20 protein-coding genes are annotated in these 24766 nt (G+C 61.3%); 10 read left to right on the forward strand and 10 right to left on the reverse strand.

Annotated features, from left to right (window positions below):
• Positions 1 to 634: 634 nt before the first annotated feature.
• Positions 635 to 2710 carry a putative bifunctional diguanylate cyclase/phosphodiesterase gene (locus tag F568_RS24035; RefSeq protein WP_083933067.1) on the forward strand — a complete coding sequence of 692 codons (2076 nt, stop codon included), beginning with the start codon at positions 635 to 637 and terminating at the stop codon, positions 2708 to 2710.
• 177 nt (positions 2711 to 2887) lie between these two features.
• On the opposite strand, the gene F568_RS0118585 is transcribed toward F568_RS24035, so the two are convergent.
• A complete protein-coding gene (locus F568_RS0118585) occupies positions 2888 to 4123 on the reverse strand; it encodes a cation:proton antiporter (RefSeq protein ID WP_019020272.1) in 1236 nt (411 codons plus the stop codon).
• 237 nt (positions 4124 to 4360) lie between these two features.
• Between F568_RS0118585 and F568_RS0118590 the strand changes: the two genes are divergently transcribed.
• Positions 4361 to 4783 (forward strand): VOC family protein, encoded by a 423-nt coding sequence (locus F568_RS0118590; RefSeq protein ID WP_019020273.1) that lies wholly within the window; start codon positions 4361 to 4363, stop codon positions 4781 to 4783.
• 4 nt (positions 4784 to 4787) lie between these two features.
• On the opposite strand, the gene F568_RS0118595 is transcribed toward F568_RS0118590, so the two are convergent.
• On the reverse strand, positions 4788 to 5033 hold the full coding sequence (locus F568_RS0118595; protein ID WP_019020274.1) for a hypothetical protein: 246 nt from the start codon (positions 5031 to 5033) through the stop codon (positions 4788 to 4790).
• Between the two features lie 127 nt (positions 5034 to 5160).
• Here F568_RS0118595 and F568_RS0118600 point away from each other — a divergent pair, with 127 nt between their 5' ends.
• Both F568_RS0118600 and rapA read left to right on the forward strand, forming a co-directional pair.
• The gene (locus tag F568_RS0118600) at positions 5161 to 5958 is read left to right on the forward strand and encodes a TlpA disulfide reductase family protein (RefSeq protein WP_019020275.1); all 798 of its coding nucleotides are present in this window, start codon (positions 5161 to 5163) and stop codon (positions 5956 to 5958) included.
• 148 nt (positions 5959 to 6106) lie between these two features.
• Entirely contained in the window at positions 6107 to 9043 is a 2937-nt protein-coding gene (gene rapA / locus F568_RS0118605) for an RNA polymerase-associated protein RapA (RefSeq protein ID WP_019020276.1), read from the forward strand.
• Between the two features lies 1 nt (position 9044).
• Here rapA and F568_RS0118610 read toward each other — a convergent pair whose 3' ends face one another.
• The gene (locus F568_RS0118610; RefSeq protein WP_019020277.1) at positions 9045 to 9941 is read right to left on the reverse strand and encodes a TIGR01777 family oxidoreductase; all 897 of its coding nucleotides are present in this window, start codon (positions 9939 to 9941) and stop codon (positions 9045 to 9047) included.
• A gap of 293 nt (positions 9942 to 10234) precedes the next feature.
• On the opposite strand from F568_RS0118610, the gene F568_RS0118615 reads away from it, so the two are divergent.
• Complete coding sequence (locus F568_RS0118615) at positions 10235 to 11149, forward strand: MerR family transcriptional regulator (RefSeq protein ID WP_019020278.1); 915 nt, start codon at positions 10235 to 10237, stop codon at positions 11147 to 11149.
• A 37-nt stretch (positions 11150 to 11186) separates the two neighbouring features.
• Positions 11187 to 12605: a deoxyribodipyrimidine photo-lyase gene (phrB, locus tag F568_RS0118620; RefSeq protein WP_019020279.1), complete on the forward strand. Its 1419-nt coding sequence runs from the start codon at positions 11187 to 11189 to the stop codon at positions 12603 to 12605.
• Positions 12606 to 12657: 52 nt separating this feature from the next.
• Here phrB and F568_RS0118625 read toward each other — a convergent pair whose 3' ends face one another.
• Positions 12658 to 14490 (reverse strand): putative bifunctional diguanylate cyclase/phosphodiesterase, encoded by a 1833-nt coding sequence (locus tag F568_RS0118625; RefSeq protein ID WP_019020280.1) that lies wholly within the window; start codon positions 14488 to 14490, stop codon positions 12658 to 12660.
• A 250-nt stretch (positions 14491 to 14740) separates the two neighbouring features.
• On the opposite strand from F568_RS0118625, the gene fabA reads away from it, so the two are divergent.
• Positions 14741 to 15256, forward strand: a complete 516-nt coding sequence (gene fabA, locus F568_RS0118630; RefSeq protein ID WP_019020281.1) for a 3-hydroxyacyl-[acyl-carrier-protein] dehydratase FabA — start codon at positions 14741 to 14743, stop codon at positions 15254 to 15256.
• A gap of 13 nt (positions 15257 to 15269) precedes the next feature.
• Positions 15270 to 16484 carry a beta-ketoacyl-ACP synthase I gene (gene fabB / locus F568_RS0118635; RefSeq protein WP_019020282.1) on the forward strand — a complete coding sequence of 405 codons (1215 nt, stop codon included), beginning with the start codon at positions 15270 to 15272 and terminating at the stop codon, positions 16482 to 16484.
• Positions 16485 to 16553: 69 nt separating this feature from the next.
• On the opposite strand, the gene F568_RS0118640 is transcribed toward fabB, so the two are convergent.
• Positions 16554 to 17312, reverse strand: coding sequence for a lysophospholipid acyltransferase family protein (locus F568_RS0118640; protein WP_019020283.1), 759 nt, complete (start codon positions 17310 to 17312; stop codon positions 16554 to 16556).
• Complete coding sequence (locus tag F568_RS0118645) at positions 17309 to 18184, reverse strand: sugar nucleotide-binding protein (protein ID WP_019020284.1); 876 nt, start codon at positions 18182 to 18184, stop codon at positions 17309 to 17311. The genes F568_RS0118640 and F568_RS0118645 overlap by 4 nt, the downstream gene beginning before the upstream one ends.
• Before the next feature lie 193 nt (positions 18185 to 18377).
• Here F568_RS0118645 and F568_RS0118650 point away from each other — a divergent pair, with 193 nt between their 5' ends.
• Positions 18378 to 19238, forward strand: a complete 861-nt coding sequence (locus F568_RS0118650) for an SMP-30/gluconolactonase/LRE family protein (protein ID WP_019020285.1) — start codon at positions 18378 to 18380, stop codon at positions 19236 to 19238.
• 10 nt (positions 19239 to 19248) lie between these two features.
• Positions 19249 to 19827, forward strand: coding sequence for a DNA-3-methyladenine glycosylase (locus F568_RS0118655; RefSeq protein WP_019020286.1), 579 nt, complete (start codon positions 19249 to 19251; stop codon positions 19825 to 19827).
• 104 nt (positions 19828 to 19931) lie between these two features.
• On the opposite strand, the gene F568_RS0118660 is transcribed toward F568_RS0118655, so the two are convergent.
• From F568_RS0118660 to F568_RS0118675, 4 genes are read right to left on the reverse strand one after another with little or no spacing between them, the layout of a single operon-like run.
• A complete protein-coding gene (locus tag F568_RS0118660) occupies positions 19932 to 21362 on the reverse strand; it encodes an MmgE/PrpD family protein (RefSeq protein WP_019020287.1) in 1431 nt (476 codons plus the stop codon).
• 12 nt (positions 21363 to 21374) lie between these two features.
• Positions 21375 to 22505, reverse strand: a complete 1131-nt coding sequence (locus F568_RS0118665) for an AbrB family transcriptional regulator (RefSeq protein WP_019020288.1) — start codon at positions 22503 to 22505, stop codon at positions 21375 to 21377.
• Between the two features lie 4 nt (positions 22506 to 22509).
• Positions 22510 to 23259 (reverse strand): SDR family NAD(P)-dependent oxidoreductase, encoded by a 750-nt coding sequence (locus F568_RS0118670; protein ID WP_019020289.1) that lies wholly within the window; start codon positions 23257 to 23259, stop codon positions 22510 to 22512.
• A gap of 1 nt (position 23260) precedes the next feature.
• Positions 23261 to 24766, reverse strand: coding sequence for a tripartite tricarboxylate transporter permease (locus tag F568_RS0118675; protein ID WP_019020290.1), 1506 nt, complete (start codon positions 24764 to 24766; stop codon positions 23261 to 23263).

Raw genomic sequence — 24766 nt, forward strand, 5'->3', positions numbered from 1 at the left:
TTAGCCATGGCGCACCGGCCAGCCGTTAGACGTTAGGATGGCTTGTGCCCGTCGAGGAGTTGTATGAATGCATTTGCAGTAGTCCCTCGATCCTAGGAACTGCCCCGTGCCTGTGTTTCGAAACGCGGCATATACGCCACATTCGGGAGTCAGGGGTCGTAGGTTCAAATCCTATCACTCTGTCCAGAAATCCCCGCCAAAACCGCCACTAACGGATCAAGCCGAGTGGCGGTTTTTGTTTCGACACTCAAGTCACCTTGCAGTTGCCTCCAGCGTTGATCGCCTGTCCTCACCATGTCATAGCGCTAGATCAACATCAGCGGCCCATGACGAGCCAGCAGAAGGTACATGGCATCCGTAGATACACATCCCCCCTCAGGCACCTGCCCCACTTGCGAATGCCTTTTTGACCGACCCGGTTGAGATGAGCCGTATTCTGCGTGGCCCACTTGGCGACCATGGCTCGGGCCAAAGGATCGCTATTGCTAGCGATATGACCCGCTGAAAAGCCGGGTTGTTCTCACCCAGTAGTCATTGCGTTAGATGGCATTGCCCTTTCATTTTTAAGTGCTACATTTTTAATACACAAAAGAACAATATTTAACGCAGGCCACCTCGAACGGGTAAATTATTCATGAAGAACAAAACCATATGGATTTCTGGTGTCACGATTTTTACATGCATAGTCCTGGCGGTGGCGGTGATGGCGGGGGTGATGCGCTATTCGTCGATGCAATTGCTTGAGCGCGACGCCGAGCAGACCGCCATATTTTGGGCTGAGTTCGCCAGCAGTAGTGTCCCGGATCTCGACGTACTGCTTACGGAAGGTGAGCTCACTGACGACGCCCATATCCAATTGAAGCGTTTTCGGCAAGTGGAGGAAGTGTTCCGGTTTAAGATGTTCAATCGCGAGGGGCACACCATGCTCGTCTCGGACGACCTGGATAACCCGGCTGGCGCCGAGCCTACGGTAAGCAACATTGGGCATGGCAACACCAAGGTGCGAAATCTAGTCCTGAATGGACAGAACGTGGTCCTCCTGAAGAGAGCGGAAGATAACCAGCAGCGCCCCCCCATTTACAGTGAGGCCTATGTACCACTTAAGCGAGATGGGCAGATGCTTGGCGTCGTCGAGGTCTACGTCAATCAAACCGAGCGTGCCGCCCTCATCTCTCGTGCGTTCAACGTCGTTGCCGGGGCAATGTTCATCTTATTGAGCATGTTCGGACTGATTGGCGGCAGTGTTCTCTTGAGGCGCATCAAGGCTGAGCGGCGGGCGGATGAGCGCGTGCGCTACCTGGCCTATCATGATGTCCTGTCGGGGTTGATGAACCGGTCAAGTTTCAACGAAGCCCTGAATGAAGCCGCCCAGAGCTATCAGTCGGGCGGGCCGAGTTTCTCGGTGCTTTGTGTCGACCTTGACCATTTCAAGAGCGTGAACGACGCCCTCGGCCACGCCGCTGGCGACGAGGTGCTTCGTCAGACCGGCGAACGCCTGCGCTCGCTGATTCGTCACGGTGATTTAGCCGCTCGCCTGGGAGGCGACGAATTCGCCATTTTACAGACTGGCGTGCACTCACCCGAGGACGTCAGCACTCTCGCGCAAAGGATAATCGAGGTTCTTGCCATCTCCTTTGACCTCGGTAACGAGGCAGTGCAGTGCCGGGGGTCGGTAGGCGCTGCCATCTTCGGCACCGATGCAACAACTACCGATGTGTTGCTGCACAAAGCGGCTCTCGCGCTCTATCGCTCCAAGCTGTTCGGACGCGGCATATTCAGTTTTTATGACGAGAAGCTCGATAAGGAGCTGGCGGAACGTAGTATCTTGACCGGAGAGCTTCGAAAAGCGATAGATGAAGAGCAATTCAAGCTGTTCTACCAGCCTCAATTTGCTTCGGATGGCACTACCCTCAAGGGATACGAAGCATTGCTGCGCTGGGTACACCCTACCCTCGGCTTACAAATGCCGGATAAGTTTATACCACTCGCAGAAGAGACCGGCCTGATCGTACCGCTAGGCAAATGGGTTCTTCATACTGCTTGTGCGCAAGCGGCCAGCTGGCCGGAGGAGCTGAGCGTTGCAGTCAACCTTTCCGCCGTTCAGCTCCGACAACAAGACCTTGTCGAAGACGTTGCCAGGGCACTCGATGTGAGCGGGCTGTCGGCCTATCGCCTCGAGTTGGAAATCACCGAGTCGATGCTGATGAGCAATACCACCCAGATCACTCAGACGCTGGGCCGCCTTAGCGCAATGGGAGTACGGATTGCCATGGACGACTTCGGCACAGGCTACTCGAGCATGGCGTATCTTTGGCGCTTTCCCTTTGACAAGTTGAAGATTGACCGTGCTTTCACTGAAAGCATCGCCGTGGACTCGAAGGTGGACGCGGTTGTCAAATCGATCATTTCGCTGGCGCACTCGCTACAGATGCAGGTAAACGCAGAAGGCATCGAGACCATGGATCAACTGGAGGCACTACGCAGCTTAGAATGCGATGAAGTCCAAGGCTATATGCTGGGTCGCCCGGTCCCTGAGGATCAGCTGGTGCATAAGCGAGAGTCAAAAGACGCTGGCTCCAGCAGCATCACTGCAATTAAACCCTTCGATGTCAGGTTCAGTAAAGATGATTACGCTTTTGTGGTAGGTCAGAAGAGATGCCCCGCCCAAGGCAGAGCTATAGCATCTGATGCAGTCAGTGAACGAACTTAAAAGCTGGTCCTCGCTACGCAACAATCAACCGAGTCGAATAACAGGTCGTTAGCAACCGAAGCCCCTTGGACAAGCGTTTGCGAGCTTGATTTAGCATTAATCCAATCACTAGCAAAACCGCCGCCACTGAATGATTCAGGGTGGCGGTTTTGCGTTGCATTTCAGATGGTGGCACCGCTACGCCGCACCCACGTGTCTGCGACGCCGGTCCATCCAACCCATGAGCGGCGCGGAAAGCATACCGTAGGATACGATCGAGAGCAGCACGACGAGACTGATCAGTGTCCAGGCCGTGTCGACTTCACCGAAGTCCTCGATATTGGTGGCATAGGACAGATAGTAAAACGACCCGACGCCACGGATGCCGAAGAGACTAACGATCGAGCGCTCACAGCGACGCATGCCACTGCCGACCAGGCTCAGCATCCCGACTACTGGCCGGATCACGAACAGGACCACAATCGCCGCCGCAACGATCGGCCAGGTCAGGCCATCGAGCAACGGGCCCGCCAAGCTCCCTCCGAAGAGGACCAGCAAGGTCATCATCAGCAGATGCTCGGCTTGTTCGGTGAAATCGTAGAGCCGATGGTTGTACTCGTTGTGATTGTCTCGCCGCCGCATGACCAGGGCAGCGACGAAGACGGCAACGAAGCCATAGCCATGGATCAGTTCCGCCCCGGCATAGGCCACAAAAGTGATCCCCAGTGACGCAAACCCCTGCCCGGTACGCGCAATGATTTTATGACGCATCCGATAAACGATGTTACCGAGCATACTGCCCACGACCCAACCAGCCGCAAAGCCGGCAGCTACCCGCCAGACCACATCGAGAATTAGCCATTCCCAAGTCCACGGGCCCCAACTGGCACCATGCGCCGCCAAGCCGATAGCCAGGAAAGTGAACGGGAACGCCAGCCCGTCATTGAGCCCCGCTTCCGAGGTTAGACTGAAGCGTACTTCGTCTTCCGGCTCCGCCTGGGGCGGCCCGACCCTGACATCGGCTGCCAGTACCGGATCAGTAGGTGCCAATGCTGCGCCGATCAGCGCTGCTGTCTCCCAGGGGAGCCCGAGAAAGAAGGCGCCCAGCGCCGCGATTGCCGCAATGGATAGCGGCATGGCCAACCCGATCAGGCGGAAAGTATTGGCCCATTCCCGCCACTTGAGCCGCTTGTCGATGCTCAGCCCGGCCCCGGTGAGCGAGACGATGATGGTGAGCTCCGTCAGAAATGTCAGGGCCTGCGGATAGTCGCGTGGCGTTAGCCCCGACTCATCCATCAAATGGAAAAAGCCGTAACCGATCGCCACGCAAATGATTGGTAGAGTCAGCGGTAGATTACGGATAAAGATAGGAAACCAGGCCACCAACAGGATCAGCAGCCCGAAGCCTCCAAGAAAGAAGATATGCGATTCCACGCCAGCAGCCCTCCCTGGACATCCTGAGCCCCGCCGAGATACTCGTCCATGAGCCTTGAACAGGCGGAGCCGATTGAAAAGCGATGTTATATAGCGTAGCGGCCCGATCCATGAGAAACATGCGCAGCCTGCGATAGTTCAGGCCTATCGAGGCAGTGAGCAAGTTCAAACGGAAAAAAATGCCAATCAAAGCCATGGTGGTAAGCACAGCAGACAACACAAAACCAAGGGTGCGCGATGCAGCGACTATCACTGGATACGGGAATACTTCGCGTGCGAGACCTGAACGCCATGAAGGCGTTCTGCATCGACATGCTACGCTTGCCCGTACTGCTGGAGACCGCCACGGCGGTCACCTTCGAGCTCGGTGTGGATACTCGCGGGCATACCCAAGTATTCATGTTGCTTGCCGATGAGCATGCCGACACCCCACGCCACCTGACCCTGGAGGTCAGCGACAAGGAATTTCCGCCCCTTTGCGAGCATCTGCGCCAGCGTGGCGTCCAGCTGTTCCAGAGCGAGGACAGCAGCGCCCCGGGGTGCGCCTGGCGCATCCTGAGTTGCAATGCGCCCGAAGGCCACAGGTTAGTTGTCGTCGGCATCGATCCGACACGCTGCGCACCGATCACGGCAGCCCCTCCCGCCACCTCGCGGCAGTAATGCCTCAGTCCGACATACAACTCTCCGAGTCTTTACGGGCACGCTCGGCGGCCGCCTTGCGGGCCTTGTTACGACGGTAGAGCCGCATCAGCGCCACGCTCAGCGCAACAAGCAGCATGATACCCAGCGTGACACCCTGCCAGGGCCGTGCCTCGTCCTCCAGCCATGTTTCCAAGATGATGATCAATACGAACCCGAACGCTTGGCTGGCAATGGCCAGTGCACGCAGCGGATCGAAAGATTTGCCCATGACAGCACTCCAGCGACGCCAAGCGCCGTATGATGACAGGAACGAACGACAACAGTAGGCTGGCAGTATTGTAACCGGCGATGCTCGCCGAGAGAAAACCCGCTTTCCGAAGGACCCCCTGCACGCCATGGATGCCCTCGCGCTAGGCCCACTGCTGATCCCCCTGCCCCGTCTGTATGCCTTCATTGCGGCCCTGGCCCTGGTGCTGGCCAGCCTGGCGGTCCTGCAGTTATCCAGATCGCAGCGCGGCCGTTGGTTCAATGGCCTGCTGTTGGCCTGGCTGATCGCCGCCCGCCTGGGCCATGTGCTGATGTACTGGGATAGCTATGCTGCCGCCCCGCTGGATGCGCTGAAGTTCTGGCAGCCCGGCTACAGTGCCACATGGGGCCTGCTCGGTGCTGCGGCATGGAGCGCCTGGTACTTGCGGCAGCGCCTGGTCACGCTGGTTACTGCCCAGGTTATGCTGGCTACCGCCTTTGCCGTGTGGCTAGGGCTCATGCTATGGAATCCACTGGGTAGCAACGCCCAGGTGCAGGCACTGCCCGAACTGACCTTGGAAAACCTCGACGGCGACCCCGTCGCCTTGTCATCGCTGAAGGGCGAGACGGTGATTCTCAACCTATGGGCAAGCTGGTGTCCGCCGTGCCTGCGCGAAATGCCCTTGCTCGTCGAGAGCGATGCCCGTGCCGGTGTTCGGGTGGTCGTGGTCAACCAGGGTGAAAGCCTGCTTCAAGTCGTCCGTTACATGGACGCTAATGAGCTGGACTTCGAGCACGCCCTACTTGACCCCCAGCAGCAGATGATGGCCCTGACCGCCACGCCGGGTTTGCCCACCACTCTGCTCTTCGATGCCTCCGGCCGCCTTGTCGACCAGCATGTCGGTGAACTGTCGCGAGCGCAGCTCGATGCCTGGCTGTCGCACTAGCTCACTGGACTATGCTGTCGAGCAGCCTGACATCAACGCTTAATCGTCTACTTCATTTCCTGTAAGATACCGCGCCCCGTCGCTGCCAACGCGGCTCGGCAGGATTTATTGCGGCGGGCGAGCACCGTTTTTCGAGCATCGAGGCACCATGAGCGAATTCATTCCCGGCCAGCGCTGGATTAGCGACGGCGAGGCCGAACTGGGCCTGGGCACCATCCTGAACGTCGATTTCCGCAGTGTGACCGTCCTGTTCGCCGCTAATCAGGAAACGCGCACTTACAGTGTGCGTCAGGCACCGCTGACCCGTGTGGTCTTCGGTAGCGGCGACCGCATCGATGCCGCCGAGGGCTGGCAGCTGATCGTCGATGACATCAAGGAGATCGATGGTCTTATTGTCTATATCGGCGAGACCGACGACGGCGAACTGCGCGAGCTATCGGAAGCCCAGATCGCCGATAGCATGCAATTCAATCAGGCGCGCGATCGTCTGTTGACTGGCCAGGTCGACCGCAACGATTGGTTCGACCTGCGCTTCCGTACCTTGCACCATTTTCATCGCATTGAGCAGAACCCGGCGCTAGGCCTGGCCGGCCCCAAGATCGACCTGATCGCGCATCAACTTTACATCGCCGATGAAGTCTCGCGGCGTCACGCCCCACGCGTGCTGCTCGCCGACGAAGTGGGGCTGGGCAAGACCATCGAGGCGGGCCTCATTCTGCACCGCTTGCTGCTCACTGGGCGTGCCGAGCGAGCGTTGATTCTGGTACCCGACAGCCTCACCCACCAGTGGCTGGTCGAGCTACTGCGTCGCTTCGGCCTGGAAGTGACCCTGCTCGACGAGCAGCAGAGCCAGGCCTACGGCGACACCAACCCCTTCGAGACCGGCCAGTTGATACTGGCCAGCCAGCAGTGGCTGTTTGCCAACTCGCACCGCCAGTCCCAGGCAGAAGCCTGCCGCTGGGATATGCTGATCGTCGACGAAGCGCACCATCTGGACTGGTCACCCGAAGGCAGCGGGCCAGGCTATGCTTGTGTCGAACGGTTATCCCATGCCGCGTCCGGCCTGCTATTGCTCACCGCCACTCCGGAGCAGATGGGCGTGGAAAGTCATTTTGCCCGCCTGCGCCTGCTCGACCCGGACCGTTACCACGACCTGAGCGCCTTCATGGCCGAGGAAGCCGGCTATGTCGAGGTCGCCACCGCCATCGACGCTCTCGATAAACTGCCCGGCGACAGTAATGCCTTCACGGTGGTCGAGCGCGTCATCGACGACGATGATAGCCAGGCCCTGCTCGAAACCCTGGTCGACGCCGAAAGCAACGAAGAGCAGCGTGCCGCCGCACGCCGTCAACTTCGCGAGCAACTGCTCGACCGCCATGGCACCGGCCGGGTGATGTTTCGCAACAGCCGCCGCCACGTTGCAGGATTTCCCGAGCGTCACCTTCACGTTGCCTCGCTGGAGCTGCCGTCGGCCTATCGGCGCCTGCTACGCAAGCTGAGTCGCGACGAGGATGCCCTCGATGAGTTGCTGATCGAGACCGGCCTCGACCATCCCGATGTATTGCTATACCTCGATACCACCTACCGGGCCCTGTCCGACGACCCGCTCAACGCCGAACCCTGGTGGCAGATCGACCCGCGTGTGACCTGGCTGCTGGAGCTGCTCACCGACGCCGGCCGCGACAAGGTGCTGGTCATTGCCCACGACCGTGAGACAGCCACCGACTTGGCTGAAGCGCTGCGCATACTGGGCGGCGTGCACGCTCCGGTATTCCACGAGGGCATGACACTGGTCGAGCGCGACCGCGCGGCAGCCGAGTTCGCCGATGAGGAGGATGGCAGCCAAGTCATGGTGTGCTCGGAGATCGGCTCGGAAGGGCGTAATTTCCAGTTCTGCCGCCACCTGGTGATGTTCGACCTGCCCCAGCACCCCGATCAGCTCGAGCAACGCATTGGGCGTCTCGACCGTATCGGCCAGCGCCACGCCATCGAATTGCATGTTCCGGTCTTCGCCGACAGCCCGGGGGAGCGATTGTTGCGTTGGTACCAAGAGGGCATGGACGCTTTCAGCGCCCCGCATGGGGTGGGCAGCGATCTGTACGACGCCTTCGGTCACGCCCTGGCCGATGCCCTGCTCGACCCCGAGAGCCTCGACGAGATCATCAACGAGACCCGTGCCCTGTTCGAGACGCGTCTTTCCGAGCGCGATGCCGGTCGCAATCGCCTGCTGGAACTCAACGCCTGCCGTCACGAGCGCGCCGAAACCGTCGCCGATGCCATCCGCGAGTTGGATGCGGACAAGGCCCTCCCGCGCTATCTCGACCAGGCTTTCGACATCTTCGGCATCGACAGTCAGGATCTGGGAGGTGAGTTGACCCATCTTCGGGCCGGCCCACATATGCTGGATGGTTTGCCCGGCCTGGCGAAGGGCGAGGAAGGTTTTACGGCCACCTTGTCACGCGCCCGCGCCCTGGCCCGTGACGATGTGCAGCGCCTGTCCTGGGAACACCCTCTGGTTCGCGAGATGCTGGGGCGCATCCTCGACGGTGCAATGGGCAACACCGCCCTGGCCCTGCTCAATCACCCGGCGATTCCCGCCGGCCGGTTAATGGTGGAGCTGGTGTTCCGTACCTACTGTCCGGCGCCGTCTCGCCTACACGTCAATCGCTTTCTACCGCCCACCGCGATCCGCGTCCTGCTCGATGAGTCCGGGGCCAACCTGTCGGACAAGGTGTCCTTTACCGGTCTTGCCAAGAACCTTCAGAAGGTCAAAAAAGCCGTGGCGCGCGATCTCATCAAGTCGCGCCATGGCCAACTGCGCGACCTGCTGACACAAGGCGAGGGTGAGGCCGACCGCGAGCTGCCAAGCATCATCGAGATGGCACAACAGCGCATGCGTGACGAGCTCGACGATGAACTCACTCGCCTGCAGGCGCTCGCCCGGCATAATCCAGCAGTCCGTGATGACGAGATCGAGGCCCTGCGCGACGAGCGTGAGGTCCTCGATACGGCCATCGAGGGCACCCGCCTGCGCCTGGATGCCGCGCGAGTGATCGTGACCGTGGATAACCAGACGCGGCGCTAGGTCATTGTCCCAGAATGGCGCTGAACGCCTCGTCCAGTGTCGGATAGAGGAAGGTGAAACCCGCCGCCTCGAGCCGCCGGGGCCGCATGTCGGCCCCGGTCAGCAGTAGACGGGACATCTCGCCCAGTGCCAACCTGAGTAATGGTGCCGGCGCCGGCACCAGGGCCGGACGTCCCAAGTGCCGGGCCAGGGAACGGGTAAATTCTGCATTGGTCACTGGCTGCGGTGCCGAGCCATTGAACGGCCCGTCCAGCGACGACTCTCGGAGTAGAAACTCGATACTGCGCACCAGGTCGAGCCGGTGGATCCACGGCATGAACTGCCGTCCGTCGCCCAAACGCCCCCCCAGGCCCAGCCGGAAGGCGGGCAGCATCTTTTGCAACGCACCGCCCCCGGCGTCCAGTACCAGCCCGGTACGCAAAAGAGCCACTCGCACACCGTATTGCTCGGCACCGCGCGCCGATGCTTCCCACTCGGCACACAACCGGTGGGCGAATTCATCGTGTGGCGCGGTGTCCTCATCGACCGCCCGTTGTCCCTGATCACCGTAGTAGCCCATCGCCGAGCCAGAAACCATCACGCCGGGGGGTGTCGTCAGTTGCGAGCACAGTGTCACGAGGTCCTGCGTGATCCCCAGCCGGGAATCGCGCAGGCGTTGTTTTTGCGCCTCGCTCCAGCGCCGCCCCGCGATCGACTCACCCGCCAAGTTGACAATAGCCTCGGGTGAGGTATCCGTGAAATCGAGCACATGCTGGCGAATGTCACAGCCTGGAGGCAGTCGCCGACGCGCCTTGTCCGGAGTTCGGGACACGACCGACAGGACATGGCCGCGCTCCTGAAGATAGCGACAGAGCAATTGCCCGACGAAGCCGCTGCCCCCAGTGACCAGAATACGCATGGCACCTCCCATGTTGCTCAGTGTTTATACAACCATTCTACATAGCTGCTAGCCTTGTAAGTCTAGCTGCGATGGCCCGTGGTTGCGCCGACCAGGACAGCATCCTGTCTTTGCCGTTGCGCTGGCCAGCATCATCGAGCGGCATGATAATCCCCCCGCAGCTTGAGAAGTCAGGGTTGTACAAACCAGACGCCTTGTACAATATGGTGCCCAAACCTTGCCGAGGCAGAATGAGCTGCCAGCCTCGCCATCGCGCGGCAGCAAGGCTTTTCCAGCAAAAGGAATGCGTGCGCATGAATGACAAGGCGATGAATCCGGCCGATGCGCCGCTCTATCCGATACGCGAGGTTTCCCGGCTGACCGGTGTCAACTCGGTCACCCTGCGTGCCTGGGAGCGCCGCTACGGGTTGATCCGTCCGCAGCGAACGCCCAAGGGGCATCGTCTTTATGCCCGTGACGACATCGCCCGTATCGAACGCATTCTGCAATGGCTTGGTCGTGGCGTTCCGGTCAGCCAGGTTCGCGACTTGATCGACCAGCCCGAAGCCGCCCCCCCTGCCCCCGACACCGTAAGTGGCGACTGGGTCAGCCAGCGCCAGCAACTCATGGCCGCCGTGGAGTCGCTGGATCTGCCTCGGCTCGAAGCCCTGTTCAACCAGAGCCTGGCGCTTTATCCAGTCAATGTTGCCTTGGCCGAACTTTGGCAACCCGCCCTTGCCCAACTCGAAGAGGGCTGGAGCGACAGGCTGGGAGCCGGTTTGCAACGTAACTTGTTGGAAGCCTTCTTGCGGACCCGTGTGGGAACCCGCCTCTACCACGCCAACCATGTGGCTCGCGGGCCGCGACTACTGCTGTCACGACTGCCCGAGGAAACCAGCCAACTGAACCTGTTGCTGATGGCGTTAGCCGCCTCGCATGAAGGGTACCGTGTAGTGATGCTGGATAACGCCCCTCCTCTCAACGAACTGTCTCTTGCCATCGATCGGCTGCATATCGCCGCCATGGTACTGGTCAGCGCTCAGGCAGAGCGTTCGGATCTGATGCGACGACAATTACCACGGCTGGCCGAACAACTGGCCACGCCGGTTTGCCTGGCCGGACCCGTGACACGCATTCGTTCAGCAGAAATCGAGAACAGTGGCCTGGAAACCCTGGGCGAGGACCCCGTGCTGGCCGCCAGCCGGCTGGGCCCGCTCCTCACTCAGTAGCTTTTCGAGGCAGTAACCTATCGAAGCAGGATCAGCGATGGCACGCCAACTCGCCTGGTTTCGCAACGACCTACGCACGCTCGATAACACGGCTCTGTCAACGGCAGCGGCCAAAGGGCCCGTGATTGCCGTTTTCCTGCATTGCATCCCCCAGTGGCGGGAGCACGGCCATGGTGCCAACAAGATCGATTTCTGGCGCCGCGGTGTCGAGACGCTGGGCGATGCACTGAATGACCTGAACATCCCGCTATTGCAGCGAAGCATTACGCGCTTTGCCGAGGCCCCGGATGCACTCTTGGCGCTGGCACATGAGCATGACATCGCCACGCTGCACTTCAATCACGAGTACCCGCTCAACGAATGGCGCCGCGACCAGGCCGTCGCCGACACTTTCAGGCAGGCCGGGCTGGACGTCCAGACGCATACCGATGCCGTGGCCTTCGCTCCAGGTGAGTTGCTCACCGGCAAGGATGGCTACTACCGCGTCTTCACTCCTTTCGCCAAGGCCTGGCACCGCAAGATAGATCATCGCCGCCTGGCTCTTCACGACGCTCCAGCGCCCCAGGCACGCCCCGCGATCGAAGATGATCCCCTGCCCGACTTGCCGGAAGGCGGCGGCCAGCCCATCGCCCCTGGTCTCTGGCCCGCCGGCCAGGACGCTGCCGCTGATCGGCTGGCGCGTTTCCTGCGCTACCGCGCCCGGCACTATCGCGAGGCACGCGACTATCCGTCAGTGCCTGGTACCAGCGAGCTTTCTCCCTATCTGTCGCTGGGGATGGTTTCACATCGCCAGTGCCTGCAGGCAGTGATGCACAGGAACGGCGGGCACCTGGCCGACGGGGATGCCGGCCTGACCGCTTGGGTCAACCAGCTGATCTGGCGAGAATTCTATCAGCACATTGCATTCGGCTTTCCGGAAGTGTGCCGCCACCAGCCTTTTCAGTCACACACAGCGGGCCTGCCATGGCGGGACGACGATGACGGCTTCAAAGCCTGGTGCGAGGGGCTCACCGGCTATCCGCTCGTTGATGCGGCCATGCGTCAACTCGTGACCACGGGCTGGATGCACAATCGGCTGCGCATGATCACGGCCATGTTCCTGAGCAAGCACCTAATGATCGACTGGCGGCGCGGCGAAACCTTTTTCCTGCGGCATCTGATCGATGGTGAGTTCACGTCAAACAATGGAGGCTGGCAATGGTCGGCCTCGACGGGCACCGACGCGGCGCCTTACTTCCGGATATTCAACCCCATTACCCAGGCACGGCGCTTCGATGCGAGCGGCATGTTCATCGCCGAGTTCGTTCCTGAGTTGGCAGGTCTGCCGGAAAAGGCTCGCCATGATCCGTCTCGGGAGCAACGCGAGGCGTGCGGCTACCCGCCCCCTATCGTTGACCACAAGGCTGCTCGTAAGCGAGTCCTAGATGCCTTCAAGTCGCTACAGAACCTGCCCTGACCAGCCCCACCCAAGGCAGCGGGCAGCCAGTGCCATGGCAGAATCGTATTGCTCAGTTGATCGGCTGAGATGCGTTGAGATAGCGTGCCTCGATCGACGCAACCGGCTCGGGACGGGCAAACAGAAAGCCCTGGGTCAACGGGCAACCGTGCTCGATGAGAAAGTCGCACTGGGCCTGAGTTTCGACGCCTTCAGCCACCACTTCCAGGTGCAACCCGCGAGCCATGGCGAGTACCGCCACGACGATGGCGGCATCGGCGCGGTCATCAGGAAGGGCCTGGATAAAGGCGCGGTCCAGCTTGAGCTTGTCGACAGGAAGACGCTTCAGATAGGCCATGGAGGAGTAGCCAGTCCCGAAGTCATCAATGGCAATTTGGTGGCCCTGGTTTCGTAGCGCCTCGAGACGCGGAGAGATATCACCGGCGCGCTCATCGAGCAGCACCGACTCGGTCAGCTCCAGCCCCAGCATGGTCGCCGGCACCTTGTGCTGTGCCAGCGCCGCGGCCAACCGCGACTCCAGATCCCCCTGAATCAGCTGCAGTGCAGAAATGTTTACCCAGATGGGTACCCGCGGCATGCCACTGGCACGCCAGCTTGCCTGCTGTGCGACGGCGCGTTCGATTACCCAATTGCCCAGGGCGGTCATCAAGCCATGACGCTCGGCCAGGGGAATGAAATCGGCCGGCGAGATCATGCCCTGCTCAGGATGGCGCCAGCGCAGCAACGCCTCCATCCCCACCAGTGCACCATCAGCCAGGCGATGCTGGGTCTGATAGAAAAGCTCGAGCTGACCGCCCTGCGCCAGGGCGCGGCGCAGTTCGTTGACCAGCGCCAGCTGACGATCCCCCTCGACTTCGAGCGAAGGCCGAAAACGGCGATCGTGGTTGCGACCATGGCGCTTGGCACTGTATAGCGCCGACTCCAGGCGCTGAAAGAGAATGCCCGAATCGCTGCCATCCTCGGGTGCACGGCAGCTGCCAATGGTCAGCCCCAGGCGCAGAGAATTGCCATTGAGCTCGAAGGGCTCGCTCATGTGTTCACGCAGGCTGGTGACCCACTTCTCGTGGTCGTCGAAGGTCGTGGTGCGGATCACCATGAACTCGTCGCCACCCAGGCGGCCGACCACGCCACCGGCCACGAAGGCAGCGAGGCGCTGGCCAAAGCGTGCCAGCAGGCGGTCACCATTATCCACGCCAAGGCCGTCGTTGACCGCCTTGAAGCCGTCGATATCAATCAACGCCAGATCGAGTCCCTCGCCAGCACGCAGCCGCTGGAGACGCGACGTCAACATGTCGTGCAGGCGGCGGCGATTGGGTAGGCCGGTCAGCGGATCCTCGAAACCGATACGGCGAAGGTCTTGCTCGCGAGCCTTGTGCCGGGAAATATCGGTAAACAGCCCCACATAATGACTGACCCTTCCCCGCTTGTCGGGGCAAGATTGAACCCGCAACCACTCAGGGAACTGGTCCCCATGCTTGCGCTGGTTCCAGATCTCGCCCTCCCAGCGCCCCGTGGCATGCAGCGTCTGCCAGTAGCGGTCATAGAAGGCCTTGTCGTGACGCCCCGCAGAGAGCGCAGACGAGTCCAGACCGCGCACTTCGTCATGGGTATACCCGGTGATCTGCGTAAAGGCGGGATTGACCGCCACGATACGATTGTGGTCATCAGTGATGACCACGCCGTCCTCGGAAAGCTTGAGCGCTTCTTCGCTCAGCTGGCGGCGGCGATGCTCGCGTCGCACCTGTCGCCAGCAGTCGACCATGCCGACAATCACAATAGCCAAGGCTGCCATTCGCAACGAAGCAAACGGCAGCCAAGCCATCGCCATCAGGGCGGCCAGACCCATCCAGGCAAGGGGTCGATTAAGCGAAAAGGAAGGCCACATGGTATCTCGTTGTAGGGTTTAGACAGCCGACATCAGCGGGCATCATGCCCCGCAGGGGAAGCTGGGCGCAAGCCGAAAGCGCTCAACGGCTGGCGTTGCGTCGACCTGTCCAGCGAACTAAGGTGATTGACATGTCGCCAAATGCCGTCAGCGATGCGCCGCATGGCGTGCAATCGCCACGCGCTAACAGTAGACTAGGCGCATCTGCGCAGGGCGCACGATGCTCAATTCTGACTCTCGGAACGATTCAGTGACCAAGCAACACTCCTTTAGCTACGAAGAGCTGCTGGCATGCAGCAGAGGTGAGCTGTTCGGCCCGGGCAACGCCCAGCTGCCGGCACCCAACATGCTGATGCTCGACCGCATCATCCGTATCCATGAGGATGGCGGCAAGCATGGCAAGGGTGAACTGGTGGCCGAACTAGATATCCGCCCCGACCTGTGGTTCTTCGACTGCCACTTTCCCGGCGACCCGGTCATGCCCGGCTGCCTGGGCCTGGATGCCATGTGGCAGCTGGTCGGTTTCTATCTTGGCTGGCTGGGCCATCCGGGGCGCGGCCGTGCACTAGGCTGCGGGGAGGTCAAGTTCTCGGGCCAAATCATGCCCGACGCTGCCAAGGTTACCTATCACATTCACGTGAAGCGGATAATCACGCGTCGGCTGGTCCTGGGTATCGCCGACGGCACTGTGACTGTCGACGGTAACGAGATCTACCAGGCCAATGACCTGCGTGTCGGCCTGTTCACCTCCACTGCGAATTTCTGATCAGGAGGCTTGCATGCGACGAGTGGTAGTCACCGGTTTGGGCATCGTTTCTTGTCTCGGCAATGATCAGCATCAAGTGCTGGATGCCCTCAAGTCCGGACGATCAGGTATCCGTTTCAAAGAAGAATACGCGGAGCGAGGTTTCCGCAGCCATGTTGCCGGTACGGTCGACATCGATCTCGATGCTCTGGTCGACCGCAAGCAACGCCGGTTCATGGGCGACGCCGCGGCCTACGCTTATGTATCGATGGCTCAGGCCATCGAAGATGCCGGGCTGACTCCTGAGCAGGTATCCAACGAGCGCACCGGTCTGATCGCCGGCTCCGGAGGCGCTTCCAGCGCCAATCAGGTGGAAGCTGCTGACGTCCTGCGCGATAAGGGCTTGCGCCGCGTCGGCCCTTACCGGGTTACCCGTACAATGGGCAGCACGGTATCGGCATGCCTGGCGACCCCCTTCCAGATCAAGGGCATCAATTACTCCATTTCCTCGGCCTGCGCCACGTCTGCGCACTGCATTGGCAGCGCCGTCGAGCAGATTCAGCTCGGCAAGCAGGATGTCGTGTTTGCCGGCGGCGGCGAGGAGGAGCACTGGACCCTGTCATGTCTCTTCGATGCCATGGGCGCCCTGTCCACTGGCTACAACGACACTCCCGAGAAAGCTTCACGCCCTTACGACAAGGCCCGTGATGGTTTCGTCATTGCCGGCGGTGGTGGCATGCTGGTGCTCGAGGAGCTTGAACACGCCAAGGCCCGTGGCGCCAAGATCTACGGCGAGGTAGTCGGCTACAGCGCGACCTCTGACGGTTACGACATGGTCGCCCCGTCCGGCGAAGGCGCAATGCGCTGCATGCGTCAGGCCATGCAGGGTCTCGAAGGCGGCATCGACTACATCAACACGCACGGCACCTCCACGCCGGTCGGCGACCTCGCCGAGCTCAAGGCGATCCGCGAGGTATTCGGCAGTGCGACGCCACCAATGAGCTCCACCAAGTCGCTGACCGGCCATTCGCTGGGAGCGACTGGCGTCCAGGAAGCCATCTACTCGCTGCTGATGATGGAGCACGGCTTCATTGCTGCATCAGCCAACATCGAGCAGCTCGACGAGCAGGCCGAAGGCTTCGATATCGTCACTGCTCGCCGCGACGTTCCGGTGAATCGTATTCTTTCCAACAGCTTCGGCTTCGGCGGTACCAACGCCTGCCTGGTTATGGAAAAACTGCGCGACTGAGCCGGGGCATAGTACTGACGCAAACGGGCGCCCTACAGGGCGCCCGTTTCGTTTGTGAAAGTGGCAGGCTTACGTTGGTACCTGAGGCGAAGGTGCCTGAGCCCGCTCGGGCCGGCGTACTTCCGAGATTTCTTCAAGCCGGGCCTCGATCCATTGCTCGACGTCGACCAGGACGTCTTCCGGCGTGCGCCCTTCGGTGGGGATGGGATCACCGACCACTACCGATAACCGACCGGGGTTCTTGACCCAGTGCCGACCAGGCCAACGCTCGCCGGCGTTATGAGCCACAGGCAGAACCGGTACCCCAGCGCGGCAGGCGATGACCGCCCCGCTCTTGTTGTAGCGACGGCGCTGGCCAGGATCAACGCGGGTCCCTTCGGGAAAGATCAGTACTGAAAGCCCTTCCTTGATACGCTGCGGCCCTTGGGACAGGACCTGCTTCAACGCCCTTGAGGGCCGCGAGCGATCCAGCGCGATAGGATGCAATAGCCGTAGCGCCCAGCCGAACAACGGCAAGCGCAGCAGTTCCTGTTTGAGCACGGTGCACACCGGCGGCTTGAGGACCTGCAGGTAGATGGTTTCCCACTCGCACTGGTGATTGGAAAGAATCACCATGGGCCCCTCGGGAAGGGCCTTGTTCCCGCGAAAATCGTAGCGGATACCGCAAACCCAGGAGAACCAGGCGATGATGAAGTGGTTGTAGAGATTCAGAAGCCGGTAGCGGGACGGCAACGGTAACAGGGGCGCGATTGGCAGGCACAGCAGGCCGAAGAACAGGATGGCCAGAAAATATCCCACATAGAAGACGACGCTACGCAGTGCGTTCATGCGCTCCCTCCCTGCGCCTTGTGGGCCTGGCACCACGTATCCAGCAGGCGCCCCAGCTCCAGCCTCCAGGGCTTCTGATGCACACCGAAGACATCGAGGACCCGCCGACAGTTGAGAACACGACGCAAGGGTTGATCATGGTGATGGTTAAGGGCGACGAGCCGACCCAGATCAGCCGTCTCGCCCAAGCCTTCCAGGCGTGTCGCCAATTGGGTGCGCACCACCGAAGTGAACGTATATGCACTGACCGGCTCCGTACCAGCCAAGTGATAGGCACCCCAGGCATTAGCACCACAGGCCTGCTGCTGCAGCATGCCGATAAGCGCCATGGCAGCGGCGTCCGCCGAGGTCGGGCAGAAGATGACATCCTCGGCGGCACGCACTTCCTGACCTGTCAGCAGGCAGTCCAGCAACTCGGTCAACCAGGCGCCGGTCCCCTCCAAGGCGAATAGCGGCCCCAGCCGCACGATCAGATGCCGGGCATGATGCTCACGGATACGATCCCCGGTCAGGATCAGGCGCTGCAGGCTCTCGTCGCGTGGTGCCGGGATGACATGTTCGTCGATGGGCGCTTCGGCCCCATCTTCGTAGAGCTGGTCCGAGACGCACCATACCAGTGGTACGTCTGACTGCCGGCAGGCATCCATGCACGCCTCGACTGCCTCGGCATGTGCCGTCACGGCCGCGGGATCGGCACTGATCGGCTGAGCCAGAGGCGGAATCACCAAGGCATCGGGAGCGACCTCGTCGAGATGCTCGGGGCTCACCGTCACGCCCTCCTCTATTTGCAGCACGGTATCACCGCGCCGATTGGCCTCGCGGGCCAGTGCCAGGCTGAGACAGTGCCCGGCATCCAGAATTAACAGCTTCACGGCGCTTCCTTCTCTCGCAAACTCACCTGCCCGGAACACGGGCAACGGCTCGGTTGCCCTCCCTGGCCAGAGGGGGCCCATACTTAGCATGTCACCCGAACGCTGTCATCATCACGATTCTCATCGTGGCTGCTTTGCGGCACCATGCAGATAAGCATTCATGACAATCAAGACCAGACCATCGAGACTCCCCATGACCGAGACCGTTCACTGTGCCTGGCCCGGCCGAGCTCAACTTGGCGAAGGCCCGCTGTGGTCGACCGAACATCAAGCGCTACTATTCGTCGACATTCGCGGCAGCCGGCTACTGGCTCATTTCCCAGCTGAAGGCACTACCCGCGACTGGCCCTTGGAAGAGGCCTGTTGCTGGCTGGTCCCGCACGCCCAGGGCGGCTTCGTCGCCGGGCTACGCTCACGCCTTGTCCGGATGACGCTTAACGCCGACGGCCCCAAAATCGTCGAGACGCTGGCTGCCCCCCTGGCCGGCCAGCCTGGGCAACGCCTCAACGATGGCAAGGCCGACCCGTCCGGACGGCTGTGGTTCGGCACCATGGACGATAGCGAACAGGAAGCCAATGGGTGCTTCTATCGTTTCGACCGCCAGGGTCTGAGCGAGGTCGATTCAGGCTATGGCGTACCCAATGGTCCGGCGATAAGCGCTGATGGCACTACGCTTTACCATACCGACAGCCCGGCAGGTACCGTTTATGCCTTCGACCTGGCAGCAGGGCGGCTTGCCAATAAGCGGGCCTATCTGCGTTTCGACCCCGACAACGACGGCTATCCAGACGGCATGACCCTGGACGCCGAGGGCGGCCTGTGGGTGGCCCACTGGGACGGAGGGCGTGTCAGCCGCTTTCTACCGGACGGCACACTCGACCGCCAGATTTCGCTTCCCGCGTCACGCATCACCAGTTGTGCCTTTGGCGGTGACGATCTTGCTACCCTGTATATTACCACTGCTAGCGTAGATCGTGACGCTGAGCCACAGGCCGGCGCCCTGTTCGCGGTTCGCCCGGGCGTGGTCGGCCAATTGCCCTGTGTCTATGCGTAAAGCACCATCAGTGCTGCCCCGTACGTTCTATGCACGGCCGGCCCTGGAGGTCGCCCGTGACCTGCTCGGTAGGCACCTGGTGCGCCATATTGGTCAGGAATGTCTGGTGGGCCGCATCGTCGAGACCGAGGCATACGGCGGCGCCCTGGACTCTGCCAGCCATGCCTCGCGCGGGCTGACCCCAAGAACGGCACCGATGTTCGGCCCACCCGGACATGCCTACGTCTATCTGATCTATGGCATGCACGACATGCTCAACGTCGTGACCGACCCCAGCGGCGAGCCAGGAGCCGTGCTGCTCAGGGCCATGACGCCAATACGAGGAGAAACCCAGATGATCGCTCATCGCGGTGGGCGACGTGGACGCGTGCTGAGCGATGGGCCAGGAAAGCTGGCCCAGGCCATGAACGTCAGCGTGGCCGAACTCAATCGCCACGACCTGTGCCTGGGCGAACGGTTGTGGCTGGAACCGGGCGAACCAGTACCCGACATCCAAGTCAGGGCCGGCCCACGCGTCGGTATCGACTATGCCGAGCCGGCAGATCGCGAGGCGCCATGGCGCTTTTTAGTTACCGGCTCATCTCCATGAAAAAGCCCGCGTCTGCGGGCTTTTCATGTACTACAAGTGCTCTGAACGGTTAGATGCATCCGACAGGGCGAGCTTTCATGTGGGCATGGTTCGCTCGTTTCCCCTCACCCATTCAACTTGTGAGCCAGCATACTAGCGTCCTCGAGCTCCAGAATCTTCCATACGCTATTGATCAAGTCGCTCTGGGCCTTGTCGTCGAGAACGCCATCGCAGCAGGAGCGTACCTTTTGCTCGACTTCCTCGTCGCTGAGGGGATTTTCAGGGCCGCCGCGATAACGCTCATCGGCCCAGCCGCTGACGTTTTCTCGCCCCTTGAGACGCAGGGTGATGCGTGAGCGCATCTTGTCGAAGCCTTGGGCTTCAATTTCCTCATCAAACTCGGTACGAATGCGACGCTGCATGTCCTGCATGGCGCTGGAGGCGACGAACTCGTCGGAGAACTCGACCTTGCCAGCTTGGCGGTTGAGAGCAATCATCGCCAGCGCCGCAGGCAGGGAGAACTTGGCCTGCAGGTGATTGGCGGCGATCGGGTAGCGGATGGGGTTCAGGATGTTGGAGCCGGCGTGGACGATGACCTCTTCGATATCATCGGGCTTGGCGTCGGCCTCGATCACCAGACGCAACATCAGGTCGATGGTTGGGTGGGTCAGTACACCGCAAGGATAAGGCTTGATCGACACCCCAGGCTCGACGATGGACCAGGTTTTCCCGAAGCCCTGGGAGAGCTTGTCCTCACTGGCACCACCACCCTGCACTGCCATGAAACCCCAGGGGCCGTCCAGCGCTTCGGGATCGGCGGTAAAGCCACGTTGAGCTAATAATGCAGCGGTCACGCCATTTTCCGCCGCGCGGCCCACGTGCAACGGTTTGGTCATGGTGCCGAAGTTGCATCGGATGCCCGCGGCCAGGCTCGCGGCGATGCCAAAGCCATGTCGCAGGGTTTCTCCGCTTAGGCCCATCAGCTTGGCGGCGCTGGCGAAAGCACCGAAAGTGCCGACGGTGCCGCTGGAGTGCATGCCCTGCATATAGTGCTGGGGCAGCATCCACTCGGAGATCTTGCACTCCACCTCGAAACCGGTAAGGAAAGCCTCCATGAAGCGCTTGCCATCCACGCCTCCGAGCCACTGGCTAACCACCAAGCTCGCGCTTAGGGGAGGAATGGTCGGGTGGGTCAACAAGCCATAGATGTGAGCCGGATCCTTGCTGACCTGGCTGTCGTCCCAGTCATGGGCATGACCGGCGGTGCCCAGGACACGGGCGGCCTGGGCCACTGGCGCTAGTGTGTTGCCCTGGCCCAGCACCAGGGCGTCGGCGCGCCCTCCAGTCTCGGCGGCTTCTTCAGCCAGGATCTGCACCGAGTGCTCTTCGGAGCCGGCGACAAAGAGCCCGACACCGTCCAGCACGCAGCGGGTACCGATACGTAGTGCCTCCTCGGGAATATCTTCAAAGCGCACCGATTCGATAAATTCGGCGGCCTCGGCGGTGATACGGGTGTTGTTGGGCATCTTAGCGAAGACATTAGTGGCAACGGACATCGTGTTTTCTCCTCAACTGGGTCGTTGTGAACGGGGGTCTTGAAAACATGGAAGACGCGAAAGACGCGTCCATAGGGGCCCTGCGAAGAGGTTTACTGACAGGGCGCGGATGGCATGAAAGCCTGCTACGAGTGCGGCGTTGTGGCCGAGGGCTTGGGCAGTGAGGGTCATCTCGGCCATGCCACCCACAGAAAAGCCGAGCACGAGGGTTTCAGGAGTCTCGCCAGACGACGCAAACCTGGCCACCACCACGGCGACAACGGAGACCGCCAAACCGATCAGCACAAGGATCGGCACGCCAGCGACGATGGCCTGAGGTAGAGCCTTCAAGGTATCACGCTTGAATTTGGCCCCCAGGTTGAAGCCCACCACCACCTGGGCGGCGATAAGTAACCCGTACGGCAGGTGAGATGAGGGCAGCACTTGGGCGCCGGACAGCCCCCCCGCCACTATCAGTGGCGTCAGGAACCAGGCAGAAGGCATACCAAGGCGAGCTGTGATCCAACTAACTAGCGCGCATAAAGCCACAAGCACAGCCAGCGAGTTCAGGGAGAGGTCGGCTGCAACTACACCGGTCCCTTCGTCTACAGCCCCCTGATTCGAGCCGGAGGCGCTCAGCAGGAATAACGCCGCCGGGAGTAAAGTAACGATCAGGCCAACACGGATGGCATGCAGCGCGGCGATAGCGGCCCGATTGGCGCGGTAGCCCTCGCCAATCTCGGCCATCTCGATCACTCCGCCCGGCAACAAGCAGAAATAAGCAGTGGCCTTATCGAGCCCCGAGAAACGCGCAAACACCGGCGTCGCCAGGATGGCGAGCGTCACCCCAAGGCCAGCGGAGGCGACCATGATCGGCAGCCAACCGAGCAACTCGTGGGCGACCTGGGGCGTGATCCAGAGCCCGACGCTCGCTCCCACAATCAGAAGCCCTGCTCGCTGAAGCGGCTTGGGTGCCTGGGCAGGCAGGCCAACAGCCGCCCAGATACCGGTGGCAATGGCAGCGCCCAACAGCCAGCCTAGCGGCATGCCAAGTGCATTCCAGATGCACCCGCCGACAACGGCGACACCCGCGGGGAGCAAAAAGAGTCGCCACCAGCGCGTGAGGCCGACCTGCGAGGGGGCAGGTTTCAGGTAAATGGTCATAGGCTTAACCGAGGTAGCTTCCGCCATTCAGATGAAACGTCTGGCCGGTGCAATAGCGTCCCGAGGGCCCAGCCAGGTGACAGACCAGCGCGGCCACCTCATCCGGCCGGCCGAAGCGACCCACCAGCGGCCCCTTGCCTCCCTTCAAGCTGGGCGCAGGAGAGCCAGCCGGGCGCTCGGTATCGATCTGGCCCGGCACGATGCAGTTGGCGGTCACTCCCTGCTCGCCGTACTCCACCGCCAGCGCCCGGGTGAGGCCTACTACCCCCATCTTCGAGGCAATGACATTGGCCCGCTCGGCGGCACCCAGGTGCGCGCTGGCGCCACCAAAGGTAACGATGGAAGCCTGGTCGGAGGTGAGCAGCAGCGGCAGGCAGGCCTTGGCCGCCAGGAAGGGCCCATCGAGATTGACCGCCATGACCTTACGCCAGTCCTCGACCGTCAACTCGGCAAAGGGCTTGTGGGGACGAATGGCAGCGCAGCACACCAAGGTATCGAGTCGACCGAAAGTCTCTCGGACCTTCGCCATGGCGGCCTCGACCGCCTCGGAGTCAGCGATGTCCGCAGCAAGCCCGAGCCCCCGGCGCCCAAGCGCTTCGATATCGGCCAGAGTGTCGCTCATCGCCTGGCCGTGGTGGCTCGCGATGATCGCCACGTCGGCACCCTGTTCGGCGAGCCCGAGCGCTACGGCTCGACCAATATTGCGGCTGCCACCGGTTACCAGAGCAACACGTCCTCCAAGTGGCTTGGCCATCTCATTCGCCTCTCTGGGAAATGGTCGGGCCACTGCGCATGCGATGCACGGCACCGAAAAGCGGCTTGTAGAAGATGCTGAGCGCGGCCAGGACGAAGAACAAAATCGCCACCGGACGCCCCAAGAAACGGCTCACATCCTGATCAAAGATGATCAACGACTGCGCCAGGGAGTTCTCGACCAGCGAGCCCAGCACGACTCCCATGATGATAGGCGCCGCGCCAAAGCCGTAGCGCTTGAGCCAGAAGCCAATGAAGCCGGCGATCAGCATTATGGTGACGTCGACCAAGCTCTGATTGACGCCATAGGCACCCACCACGCACAGAGCGAATACTGCGGGCCAGAGAAAGGTTCGGGGGATCAGCGAGATGCGCGAGAAGAGCTTAGCCCCGGCCAGGCCAAAGACCAGGAACACCAGGTTGGCCACCAGCATGGCGGCGAAGATCGAATACAACAGATGTGGCTGGTTCTCGAACAGATAAGTGCCAGGGCGAATGCCGTGGATTTGCAAACCGCCGAGGATCACCGCGGCAGTGGCCGAGCCAGGGATGCCGAGCGCCAGGGTAGGCACCATGGAGCCCCCGGTGGCGGCGTTGTTGGCCGCCTCGGGACCGGCAATGCCCTCGATTTCGCCGGTCCCGAACTTGTCACCATTCTTCGACCAGCGCCGCGCCTCGTTATAGCCGATCATTGCGGCCATGGTGCTGCCTTCCGCCGGCAGGATACCGATGAAAGTACCAATCCCTGAGGAGCGCAGAATAGTCTTCCACACTTGCTTGAAGTCATCCCGGGAAGGCAGCTTGATGGCGGTGAGGTTGATGCGCTCCTTCGCCTGGTCGATGACGTCGGACTGGGACAGCAGTTCCGAAACCGCGAATAGACCGATCAGGATAGGGATGAAACTGATACCTTCGTACAGCTCGGGAACGTCGAAGGTAAAACGCTCGACACCGGTGGTCAGGTCTACCCCGACGGTGGCGATCAGCAACCCGAGCGCTCCACCGATCAGATTCTTGACTGGTGACTTGCCGCTGATAGAGGCCAGCATGGACAGCCCGAAAATCGCCAGTGCGAAATACTCGGGCGGCCCAAATGAGTGGGCGATCTTAGCAAGGGCAGGAGCAGCCAACACCATTACGAGCAACGAGATAATACCGCCGATGACGCTGGATACTGCCGCCATGCCTAGTGCGCGACCGGCCTCCCCTCGCTGTGCCATGGGAAAACCGTCGAAAGCGGTAGCGGCAGCGGGCGGCGCCCCGGGGGCGTTGATCAGGACGGCGGTGATGGAGCCACCGAAAGTGCCTGCGCAGTAAAGCGCAGCCAGCATCGAGATCGCCGGGACTGGCTCCAGGTAGATGGTAAAAGGCAGCAACAGGGCCACTGCCATCGATGAGCTCAAGCCAGGCAGCGCTCCCACTAGCACTCCGATGATGGTGCCCAGCAGGATGACGGCAAGGGAGATTGGGTCGGCGAGTATGCCGAACCCCGTCAAAATTGGATCCAT

It is taken from the genome of Modicisalibacter luteus DSM 23508 (assembly GCF_000378505.1).
Taxonomy (GTDB): domain Bacteria; phylum Pseudomonadota; class Gammaproteobacteria; order Pseudomonadales; family Halomonadaceae; genus Modicisalibacter; species Modicisalibacter luteus.

Coding starts and splice junctions, on each gene's coding strand:
- F568_RS24035 (WP_083933067.1), top strand. CDS start 635: ATGAAGAACAAAACCATATGGATTTCTGGTGTCACGATTTTTACATGC.
- F568_RS0118590 (WP_019020273.1), top strand. CDS start 4,361: ATGCAGCGACTATCACTGGATACGGGAATACTTCGCGTGCGAGACCTG.
- F568_RS0118595 (WP_019020274.1), bottom strand. CDS start 5,033: ATGGGCAAATCTTTCGATCCGCTGCGTGCACTGGCCATTGCCAGCCAA.
- F568_RS0118600 (WP_019020275.1), top strand. CDS start 5,161: ATGGATGCCCTCGCGCTAGGCCCACTGCTGATCCCCCTGCCCCGTCTG.
- rapA (WP_019020276.1), top strand. CDS start 6,107: ATGAGCGAATTCATTCCCGGCCAGCGCTGGATTAGCGACGGCGAGGCC.
- F568_RS0118610 (WP_019020277.1), bottom strand. CDS start 9,941: ATGCGTATTCTGGTCACTGGGGGCAGCGGCTTCGTCGGGCAATTGCTC.
- F568_RS0118615 (WP_019020278.1), top strand. CDS start 10,235: ATGAATGACAAGGCGATGAATCCGGCCGATGCGCCGCTCTATCCGATA.
- phrB (WP_019020279.1), top strand. CDS start 11,187: ATGGCACGCCAACTCGCCTGGTTTCGCAACGACCTACGCACGCTCGAT.
- F568_RS0118625 (WP_019020280.1), bottom strand. CDS start 14,490: ATGTGGCCTTCCTTTTCGCTTAATCGACCCCTTGCCTGGATGGGTCTG.
- fabB (WP_019020282.1), top strand. CDS start 15,270: ATGCGACGAGTGGTAGTCACCGGTTTGGGCATCGTTTCTTGTCTCGGC.
- F568_RS0118640 (WP_019020283.1), bottom strand. CDS start 17,312: ATGAACGCACTGCGTAGCGTCGTCTTCTATGTGGGATATTTTCTGGCC.
- F568_RS0118650 (WP_019020285.1), top strand. CDS start 18,378: ATGACCGAGACCGTTCACTGTGCCTGGCCCGGCCGAGCTCAACTTGGC.
- F568_RS0118660 (WP_019020287.1), bottom strand. CDS start 21,362: ATGTCCGTTGCCACTAATGTCTTCGCTAAGATGCCCAACAACACCCGT.
- F568_RS0118665 (WP_019020288.1), bottom strand. CDS start 22,505: ATGACCATTTACCTGAAACCTGCCCCCTCGCAGGTCGGCCTCACGCGC.
- F568_RS0118670 (WP_019020289.1), bottom strand. CDS start 23,259: ATGGCCAAGCCACTTGGAGGACGTGTTGCTCTGGTAACCGGTGGCAGC.
- F568_RS0118675 (WP_019020290.1), bottom strand. CDS start 24,766: ATGGATCCAATTTTGACGGGGTTCGGCATACTCGCCGACCCAATCTCC.